A 9,250-nucleotide genomic window follows, 5' to 3' on the forward strand; every position below is an offset into this window, starting at 1 on the left:
ACAGGCGGTACGGCGTCGACTACTGCGGAGGCCCCCGCATGGTGCTCCTGACGTGGCACCCGCTGCTGGCGTTGAGAGCCGCTCGGTGCAGGAGCAGGGCGCATCCGGTCCCGTACGTGCAGTGCTGCGGCATGCCGGCCACCGCAGCGGGCAGCCGAGCGGGACGACACATCGAGGAGCACTCCGGGCCACGCTGAGCGCTCGCCTCGACCCGAGTGCTCTGCCGACCTGTCCACCGCCCCGAGAGAGCAGCCACGGAGGAACCCCTTGAGCGACGTCCCGGCCCGCAACCGCACCAACCACACCACCTCCGGCGGCCCAGGTCGCGACGAGTCCGCACAGGAGCAGGCGGACCGGCGCTGGAGCGAGATCCTCCAGGAGGTGCGGGTCGCCCAGACCGGCGCCCAGGTGCTCTTCGGGTTCCTGGTCAGCGTCGCCTTCACACCGCACTTCGAGGGCCTGCCCCACTTCGACCGAACCCTCTACGTGGTCACCGTGCTCCTGGGCGCCCTCGCCACCGGCACCCTGATCGCCCCCGTCTCCATCCACCGCATCACGACCGGCCGCAACCTCAAGCCCTCCCTGATCCGCATAGCCTCCCGGATGCTCGCCCTCGGCCTCACCCTCCTCGCCCTCACCATCGGCAGCTCGCTGCTCCTGCTGCTGCGCTCCGCCACCGACAACCCCGCCCTCTCCTGGGGCCTCTCCGGCCTCGTCCTCGCCTACTTCGCCACCAGCTGGCTCATACTCCCGCAGGTCCTGCTCCGCCGGCCCGACCACTCCCTCCACCCGAAGTAGCCCACTGCAAAAAGTAGTTGACGGGCCGTCGCCCGGCCCGAGCCGACACAGCCGGCGGGCAGAAGACCGGTGCACCACAGCCGTCTGCGCCCGAGCCCTCATCCGGGCGTCGGCCGTGCACACCGGCTGGGGAGGAGGAGCGCCACGTGCTCGGTGCCCTCGTCCCCCCGCGCAGGCAAGCCCGCCACGGCCCGCTGCCAGGCACCGTGCCACCCGAGGAGAGTACGAACCGGGCTGCAGGGAAAGCGGTCCGACACCACGTCCAGGGCAACGGGGCCGGCCGATCGGCAGACGCCCACCCGAGAGAGAGGCCAAGGTCAGCACGATGGATCGCACGACAGACACAGCACTCGGCCGACCAGGCGCCAAGCCGGACGGCACACCCCACCGCGTCCTCGTCGGCATCGGCTCCGCACACCTCCTCAAGCAGGTCAGCGATCACCTCGCCACAGCAGGCTTCCAGACCACCGCAACGACGGCCGACGGCCGGGAAACCGTCATCACCTACAAAAAGCTCGACGGAACCGTCGACCTGGTGATCCTCGACGCCGCACTCCCCGGCCAGGACGGCTGCACCACCCTGGCCGCCCTCCGCGCACACGACCCCGACGTACGCGCAATCCTCGTCAGCGACACCGACGATCAGGAAACAGCCTTCAAAGCCACCGCACTCGGCGCAAAGGACTACCTCACCACACCCCTGACCCCACACGACTTCATCACCAGACTGGCCGACGCGCTGAACTGACCCGCTGCCACACCCCACCGGGTCGTCAACGGTCGTCGCCGCTCACACCTGCGACCGCTGGGGCAAGACCGTCCGGGCCCAGATCATCCTGCGGCCTGCCGAGAACGGACGCAGACTCAAATCCCGTCCTGGCGGCCCCGGATCGGGACATCCATCTGAGCTGGGTTCGCTTGCGTATGGAGCGTTACCGTCCGGCATCCATGCCCGGCAGGGTCACGGGGCTCCGGACCTGACGGTCTCGGAGCTGGGAGCGCAAGCCCGCTCAGGTCGGTCCGGACGGGCCGGTCGGCTGCCACTCGATCATCATGATCGTGGCGTCGTCGGTGAGCTTGGCGTCCTGCTGCTCCAGCAGGGCGTGGATCAGCCGCCGCAGCGCCTCCGGGGCGGGCTCCCCGGCGGCGGTCGCACGGATGATGAACTGGGTGAACCGCTCCAGTCCGAACAGCTGCCGGTCGGTGCCCTTGGCCTCGACGATCCCGTCGGTGTAGATCAGCACCCGGTCCCCGGGCTGGAGCGAGGCGGTGTGCACCGTGCGCGACGCACCCAGCTCCACTGCGAGCCCGAGTGGCACCTCCGGCTCCGTCACCAGGGCGTCGGGCACCACCTCCTCGTCGCGGATCAGCAGCGGGGCGGGGTGCCCGCAGTTGGCCCAGTGCACCGTGCCCGTCGCGAGGTTGAGGCGCAGGAACACACCGGTGGCGAACCGGTCGGGCAGCCATCCCGCCAGTGCTTCGTCGATGGTGCGCACCAGGTCGGGGAGGTCCGCGCCGTTTCGCCGCGCGTTGCGGCAGGCCGCCAGGGCGACCGCCGCCGTCAGGCCGGAGGCGAGGTCGTGGCCCATCGCGTCCAGCACCGCCGCGTGCAGCACACCCGCCGACAACGAGTGGTCGAACGCGTCCCCGCCGAGGTCGTACGCGGGCTCCAGAACTGCGGTGGAGACCGCCTGCCCGGTGGCCACCGTGCGCACCGGCAGGAACGCCCGGAGCATCTCGGCCGGCAGGCTCATGGTGTCGGCCCGGGTGCCGCGCGCGTAGCTGTCACTGCTGTCGCGCTTGGAGGTGATCACCATGGCGACCACCGCCGCGATCAGTCGGCAGCGGCGCAGCGCCTCTCGGTCCAGGGCCTGCGCGTGCACGCCCAGCACACCCAGCCGCTCCGCGCCGTCCACCAGCGGGAACCAGCTGCGCAGTCCGGTGTCGGTGTCCTCGCCGACCCGCAGCGTCCCGGTCCGGAAGGCCCAGCCGGCCAAGGTGCCCTCGATCGGCAGGGCGGTACCGCCGCCCACGGGCAGCAGCAGGTTCTGCTGGATGTCGGCCAGGTAGACCGTGCTGGCACCGATGCCGGTGGCCTCGGTGTACCGCTGGGCGATCGCCGCCACGTCGAGCGGATCCGTGGTGCGGCCGGTGGTGAGGAACTCCTCAAGGAGCTGCTCACCGAGGTTGAGGGGTGGGGTCCGCTGTTCTGCCATCCCTCCACTCGAACCCACGGCGCCGCACAGCGTGCGATCGGCGGGGCCGGGCGCCGTCAGGGTTCACCCGTCCGGGGGCCGGGCCCGGCGGCAGGCGACGTCCGCCCACGCCCACCCGCGATCACCGTCACCCCTGCGGGACCAGTACCCGAACGGCGAAGGTCGGACAGTGCGACAGGACTACGCCGCGACCGGTGAGAGCACCGATCCGGCCCGCCCTGAGTGGAGCCCCTACCCGGTGCCCCGAGGACAGGGACGCCACCGCGACCGCCTGAACGGAGCGGGCGGCAGCCGAGGGCCCGGGCGCCGACCGGTCGACTTCGCTGCCCGGGCAGTCTCGCCGCGGAGCGGGCGAACCGTCCTGATGTCAGGCCGCTAGCGGCACGCACCTGGACGCGCAGCGTGCGATCGGCCGACGGACTCACACCGTCGGCCACGTGTCGTACTGCGAGCAGCGGGAAGACGGGTCGACGACCACCGTGGCAGGAGCCGCCGGTTGGCGGCCGCCATGGTGTGGTCCTACGAGAGGCGAAGACGTTGGGCGAGGGTTCCAGGGCGTATGCGGTGTCGGCGGAGTTCTACGACCTGCTGCAGGCCGAGGACGACCGGCGCCGGGCCGAGCGGCGCTTCGCCCATGCGGCCCGGCGCGCCGTCACCGGCGTGGTGGAGGTCGGGGCGGGAAGCGGGATCGTCACCCAGGTGCTGCTGGCCGCCTCCGCCGTCCCCGTCCACGCCGTCGAGCCCTCCCCCGCGATGCGTTCGCTGCTGCTGAGCCGGCTCGCCGCCGTCCGCGCCGACCGCCGGGCCCGGGTCACGGTCCACCCCCACCCGCTCCAGGAAGCCGGGCTGGAGCAGGTGGCCGACCTCGTCGTCGCCTCCAACGTCATCGCCACCCTCGATCCCGCCACCCGGCGCGAGCTCTGGAAGCACGTCTGTGCATCCCTCGTCCCCGGCGGCCTCCTGCTCTTCGACCCCCCGCCCACCGCACTGCCCGCCGACATCCAGCACGGCACCACCCTCGGACCGGTCCGCGTCGGCCCCGACCACTACTACGCGGAGATCCGCCACACCCCCGAACGCGGCATCATCCGTGCCGAGTTCGCCTACCGCGTCGAACGCGAGGGCCGCGTCCTGCGCCGCGAGCACGAGACCTTCGACCTCTGGCCGGCCGACCCCGCCCTGATCACCGAGGAACTCCACCAGGCCGGCCTCCACCCCGTCCGCGCCCCCGGCCCCGACCTCATCGCCGCCCGCCGAACCGGCTGACCAACTCCACCGCTGCGCCCGCCCTTCAACGGGGAACGAAGCCACGAAGGCCCTCCGGAAGACCTCAGCACACCGAAATCGGACCTGCGCCTGGTGGACGAGCCCGCCGGCGCGGGAGGCCGGGCATGGAGAGTGACGGGGATGGTGATCGCACCCGCCGGCGGCTTCGGCCAGCTCCCAGGGCTTCGGCGTAGTCCGCGGGCGTCCGTTTCGTGATCACTTGCGCTGAGTGTCAGCGACGTCGGATGGAGCAAGCCGTCGATGCTGGGAGATGATCCCCTGCATGGCTGGCTCAGCTGAGCGGTCCGAGGACGTCGGGCGTTCCGTCAATGGCAGGACCGCAGTCCGCAGGAAGGTGCGAGGCCACGAGCTCCACGGCCTCATCTGCTGTAAGAGAGCCAATGATCTGCCCTCCCGGCTCATACAGCCGAATCACGCGGAACCGTCCCCCGTGGTCGGGAAAGATCGAGGGCACGTCTCGCGACCAAGGGAAGCCGGTGCAGCGGCTGAACGGGGCAGCACAGATCTCAAATGCGGTCTCAGAACAGTAGGAGGCCACAGCTGGTCGCCCTCCCGGTCTGTCCATGCCCAGGATCGACTCGTTCGCTGGTGCGGGCAGCTCCAGCGACGGGTCACCGACGATCGGAAGCGATCGGCGAGAGTGCCACTTGGAATCGTCCCCCTGGCCACGCAGTGGCACGGTAGCCAGCTCGTAGCGGGCGCCCAACGCGGCGAGTTCTGCCTGCCGCTCGGTGGGCTCGACGCCCAGGAGTCCGCACGCCTCGCGGAGGCGCTCCACACGTTCGTCGTGGGGGAACGCCCGTCCGGGACGCTCCCCCACGACGACGTCAGCTCTTGGCCGCAGGCTCGGAAACCTGGCTGAGCGGGGCCGCGATGGACTCTAGACTCCGGCGTTCCGCCTTCACCCCGATCGCAGCCTCGACCAGACCGGCGCCCGCCATCAGGCCCGCGCCGATGCAGAACGCGAGCGAGGCGTCGCCCACCTCACCGCTGCTCACCAGACCGTTGAACAGCAGCGGACCGGAGATGCCACCGGCCGCGGTGCCCACCGCGTAGAAGAACGCGATACTCATCGCCCGGGTCTCCAGCGGAAAGACCTCACTGACCGTCAGATAGGCCGCACTGGCCCCCGCGGAGGCGAGGAACAGCACCGCCGTCCAGCAGGCGGTCATCGTGGTGGCGTCCAGCGAACCGCGCTGGAACAGCCAGGCGGTGCCGAACAGCAGGACCCCGGAGCCGATGTACGTGCCGGCGATCATCGGACGGCGGCCCACCGAGTCGAAGAAGTGGCCGAGCAGCAGCGGACCGAGGAAGTTGCCGACCGCGATCACCGCGAAGTAGTAACCGGTGTCACCGGCCGGGACGTCGAAGAATTCGGTCAGGATCGCCGCGTAGCCGAAGGTGACCGAGTTGTAGAGGAACGACTGCCCGATGAACAGCGACAGGCCCAGGATCGTTCGCCGCCGATAGGTCGTCACCAGGGTGCGGGCGATGGTGACGAACCCGACCGGGCCGCGCTCGCGGATCCGGATCGGCGGCTCGTCCACCGGCGGCAACGGCTTGCCGGTCTCCCGCTCCACGATCCGCTCGGCCTCCGCGACGATCGCCTCCGCCTCCTCCCCGCGGCCGTGGGTGAACAGCCAGCGCGGACTCTCCGGGACGTGCCGGCGCACCAGCAGGATCACCAGGCCCAGCACCACGCCGATCCCGAACGCGAGCCGCCAGCCGACGTCGGTCGCGAACAGCGAGGTGTTCAGCAGCGCGATCGAGGCGAACGCGCCCAGGGCGGCACCGATCCAGAAGCTGCCGTTGACGATCAGGTCGATCCGGCCGCGGACCCGGGCCGGGATCAGCTCGTCGATCGCCGAGTTGATCGCCGCGTACTCGCCGCCGATGCCGAACCCGGTGAGGAACCGGCACAGGAAGAAGAACCAGGTCGTCCACGACAGCGCGGTGATCGCCGTCGCCGCCAGGTACACCACCAGGGTGATCATGAACAGCTTCTTGCGGCCCAGCCGGTCGGTCAGCCAGCCGAAGAACAGCGCGCCGCAACAGGCACCCGCCACGTACAGCGCGGCGGCCACCGTGGTGACCTGGACGGTGCTGATCGCGATGCCGCTGCCCGGCTCGGCGAGCCGAGCGGCCAGGTTGCCGACCACGGTGACTTCCAGGCCGTCCAGGATCCACACCGTGCCCAGACCGATCAGGATCCGCCAGTGCCACGCCGACCACGGCAGCCGGTCGAGCCGGCCCGGCACGTCCGTCTCGACCGGGCCAGGACCAGCAACTCGGTGTTGTGCTGCGGACATTCCGCCCTCCCTCCAGCGAACGCGCGCCCGGTGCCTCCGGGCGCGCCGCCCGGGCGTGTGCCCCACCAGACCGCCGGCACACCCGCCGCGCCGGTCCTCAGGGACGGGCAGCCGGTCCAGAACAGCGAGGCTCCCGAGGGGGGCAGGTGAAGACCGGCGCCAGGTCGCGGACAAGTGCGACAAAGCGCTGGGTGTCGGTGGTGGTCGCCAGCGCCTGCCCCGCCTGGCATCGCCCCTGCTCGTAGCCCGGCGGCTCCATCTGACGGAGCGACGACCTGACGCTCGACTGGGTCACCGAGGGCAAGCCGTACCTCGTCAAAATCGTGGACGGTTTCAGCCCCGACACCAACCGCCCGACCCCAGCGACTTCCTGCGCGAGCGCACTGCTCGTGGTCCTGACCGGCGGGCTCGTGCGCCAACTGGACACGGCCTGAGGATCGGCGACACCGCACTGACGATCTGGTCGATCGTCAGGTGGCCGGTGCCGGTCGTGCTGGTGACCGCGATGATCGCCCTGCTCTCCCGGGCGGCGCCCAACGCTGCCGGACGCGGCTTCCGATGGGTCACGCCGGGCAGCTTCCGCACCCCGCTGAGGTGGCCGGCTGCCTCGGTCTGCTTCGCGGTCCACGTCGCCAACCTCGCCTCCTACCGCAGGACTTACGGCACTCCGAGCGGAGATCGCCGACGGGCACCCGCCAGACGGGGAGCCCTACGTCGCCCCGTGCGCCACCCGGACCTGGAGCGAGGAAGAGCACCGCCGGATCGAGTGACCATCACCGGCAGCCAGGGATGCGACGGCACCGACAGGTTAGACGCGCCGCCGACGGCAGCTCCGTCACCGGCTACGAGCGGGACCACGGGAGCGAGGTGAGGACGCGTGAGCAGCACCGATCGGCTGGGCCCCCGGCACCGACGAGCCGGTGGGCGCACCGATGTCCCGGGCATCCCGGCAGACGTCGGAGCCGGTGCACCGGGAACTCCGGCTGGTACGGGCGGAGATGACCGAGAAGGGCAGACGGCACGACGCCGGAGGAGGGCAGTTCGGCGGGGCCGGCCTGCCGGGTCTCCGGCAGGAAGCAGATCGCGCAGGCCGGTCCGCCCGTACCCACGAAGACCGTCGACAGCGTCGAAGCCGACATTTCCGAGGTCAAGGAGCACACACCGATGAGCACCCAGCGCCCCGACCAAGAGCCCGCACCCACCTTCGAGCGCCTGCGTGAGCAGATCGAGGACACCCGCGAAGAACTCGGCCACACCATCGAGGCCCTGTCCGGAAAGGCAGACGGGAAGATGAGACTGCACGACCAGGCCACCGCCGTGAAGGACCAAGCCGCCGCCAAGGGCGCCGAGCTCACCGACCGGATCCACGACGCGGCTGAGCACGGCGTCCAACTGCTGAAGGACCACACCCCCGACCCGCTCCTGGACCGGGCCGCCCGCGCAGCGCAGCGCCTGCGCGAAAAGACCGCCCGGGCAGCCCGTAGCGCGTACCGCACTCCCGACGTCGCGTGGCAGGAGAGCGGACCGATGGCGGACCCCGCGCGCGCCCGGCGCCTGCCACTGCTCGCCGGCGGTGCTGCTGTCGTGGTGCTCCTGATCGCCGTGCGCAGGGTCAGGAGGCAGCGGTGAACAAGACCAAGATCGCCTACAAGCCGGTCGGCCTTGCCCTCGGCGTGATCAGCGGCATGGCGGCAGGCGTCGCCTTCAAGCAGGCATGGAAGGTGATCGGGCACGACGACGACGCACCCAACGCCACCGACGAGGACCGCACCTGGCGGGAGATCCTCCTCGCCGCCACGATCCAGGGTGCGATCTTCGCCCTGGTGAAGGCCACCGTCGAACGCTCAGGCGCCACCGCCGTCCGACGCGCCACCGGCACCTGGCCGGCCTGAACGACAGTGCCACCCCGCCGGCTGACAACGGAGAGCGTCAGGACGTCACCACGAGTCCTCACGCTGGAGAGCGTTGCTGGTGGGCACTCCGGTTCGACGAACCGTCCGGGGCCGCATGACTCGCCCCCGGACCTGGCTCCGCCACCCGGGTTCACCCGTGCGGACGCAGGCCGGGGCGCGGGCGCGACGGCCCGGAAAGTCGCACGAATGCGTTCCGGTTGCGGGGGTAGCCGACGGACCGTCAGAACGAAACCAAGACGCCGAGGAGGCAGTTGTGACCAGCGGATTGTGGGGCTACCAGGGCACCGAGGGCTACGCGGCGGGCACCGACCTTACCGGCTACCGGGTCGAGGCCACCGACGGCCACATCGGCAAGATCGACAAGCACACCGAGGACGTCGACTCCGCGCACATCGTCGTCGACACCGGCCCGTGGATCTTCGGCCGCGAGGTCCTGCTCCCCGCCGGCACCCTCAGCCGCATCGACACGGTCGAGGAGACGGTGTGGATCAACCGCACCAAGGACGAGATCAAGAACTCCCCCGAGTACACCCAGATCGAGCACACCTGCGACCACGAGTACCGCGACCGCCTCGACGGCTACTACGGCGCCGGCAGCGGCACCGTCCTCTGACAGAGGAGAGTCGTACCGCGGGGGGGGGGGGGGCGGGCGGGGGGGGGGGGGGGGGGGGGGGGGGGGGGGGGGGGGGGGGGGGGGGGGGGGGCGGGGGGGCGGGCCGCGCGGCGC

The 9,250-nt window shown here is 71.2% G+C and carries 9 protein-coding genes and 1 pseudogene; 7 read left to right on the plus strand and 3 right to left on the minus strand.

What is annotated here, in order from left to right; all coding sequences use genetic code 11:
* The first annotated feature begins 267 nt into the window (after positions 1 to 267).
* Both ACIRPK_RS33580 and ACIRPK_RS33585 read left to right on the plus strand, forming a co-directional pair.
* Positions 268 to 798 carry a DUF6328 family protein gene (locus ACIRPK_RS33580; protein WP_403045837.1) on the plus strand — a complete coding sequence of 177 codons (531 nt, stop codon included), beginning with the start codon at positions 268 to 270 and terminating at the stop codon, positions 796 to 798.
* 325 nt (positions 799 to 1,123) lie between these two features.
* Positions 1,124 to 1,546, plus strand: coding sequence for a response regulator (locus ACIRPK_RS33585; protein WP_403045839.1), 423 nt, complete (start codon positions 1,124 to 1,126; stop codon positions 1,544 to 1,546).
* Positions 1,547 to 1,808: 262 nt separating this feature from the next.
* Here the strand turns inward: ACIRPK_RS33585 and ACIRPK_RS33590 are convergent, their stop codons facing one another.
* Complete coding sequence (locus ACIRPK_RS33590; RefSeq protein ID WP_403045841.1) at positions 1,809 to 3,014, minus strand: PP2C family protein-serine/threonine phosphatase; 1,206 nt, start codon at positions 3,012 to 3,014, stop codon at positions 1,809 to 1,811.
* A gap of 564 nt (positions 3,015 to 3,578) precedes the next feature.
* On the opposite strand from ACIRPK_RS33590, the gene ACIRPK_RS33595 reads away from it, so the two are divergent.
* Entirely contained in the window at positions 3,579 to 4,280 is a 702-nt protein-coding gene (locus tag ACIRPK_RS33595; protein WP_403045844.1) for a class I SAM-dependent methyltransferase, read from the plus strand.
* Between the two features lie 292 nt (positions 4,281 to 4,572).
* On the opposite strand, the gene ACIRPK_RS33600 is transcribed toward ACIRPK_RS33595, so the two are convergent.
* A complete protein-coding gene (locus ACIRPK_RS33600) occupies positions 4,573 to 4,866 on the minus strand; it encodes a DUF6193 family natural product biosynthesis protein (protein ID WP_403045863.1) in 294 nt (97 codons plus the stop codon).
* A gap of 262 nt (positions 4,867 to 5,128) precedes the next feature.
* The gene (locus ACIRPK_RS33605) at positions 5,129 to 6,610 is read right to left on the minus strand and encodes an MFS transporter (protein ID WP_403045846.1); all 1,482 of its coding nucleotides are present in this window, start codon (positions 6,608 to 6,610) and stop codon (positions 5,129 to 5,131) included.
* Positions 6,611 to 6,987: 377 nt separating this feature from the next.
* On the opposite strand from ACIRPK_RS33605, the pseudogene ACIRPK_RS33610 reads away from it, so the two are divergent.
* From ACIRPK_RS33610 to ACIRPK_RS33625, 4 genes and pseudogenes are all read left to right on the plus strand, one after another.
* Positions 6,988 to 7,380, plus strand: a pseudogene (locus ACIRPK_RS33610) (YhjD/YihY/BrkB family envelope integrity protein); the annotation flags it as partial.
* Between the two features lie 394 nt (positions 7,381 to 7,774).
* Positions 7,775 to 8,239, plus strand: a complete 465-nt coding sequence (locus ACIRPK_RS33615; RefSeq protein ID WP_403045849.1) for a DUF3618 domain-containing protein — start codon at positions 7,775 to 7,777, stop codon at positions 8,237 to 8,239.
* Positions 8,236 to 8,502 (plus strand): DUF4235 domain-containing protein, encoded by a 267-nt coding sequence (locus tag ACIRPK_RS33620; protein ID WP_403045851.1) that lies wholly within the window; start codon positions 8,236 to 8,238, stop codon positions 8,500 to 8,502. Before ACIRPK_RS33615 ends, ACIRPK_RS33620 begins: the two co-directional genes overlap by 4 nt.
* A gap of 274 nt (positions 8,503 to 8,776) precedes the next feature.
* Entirely contained in the window at positions 8,777 to 9,136 is a 360-nt protein-coding gene (locus tag ACIRPK_RS33625; RefSeq protein WP_403045854.1) for a PRC-barrel domain containing protein, read from the plus strand.
* Positions 9,137 to 9,250 lie beyond the last annotated feature (114 nt).

The organism is Kitasatospora sp. NPDC101801, from assembly GCF_044766665.1.
In the GTDB taxonomy this organism is placed as follows: domain Bacteria; phylum Actinomycetota; class Actinomycetes; order Streptomycetales; family Streptomycetaceae; genus Kitasatospora.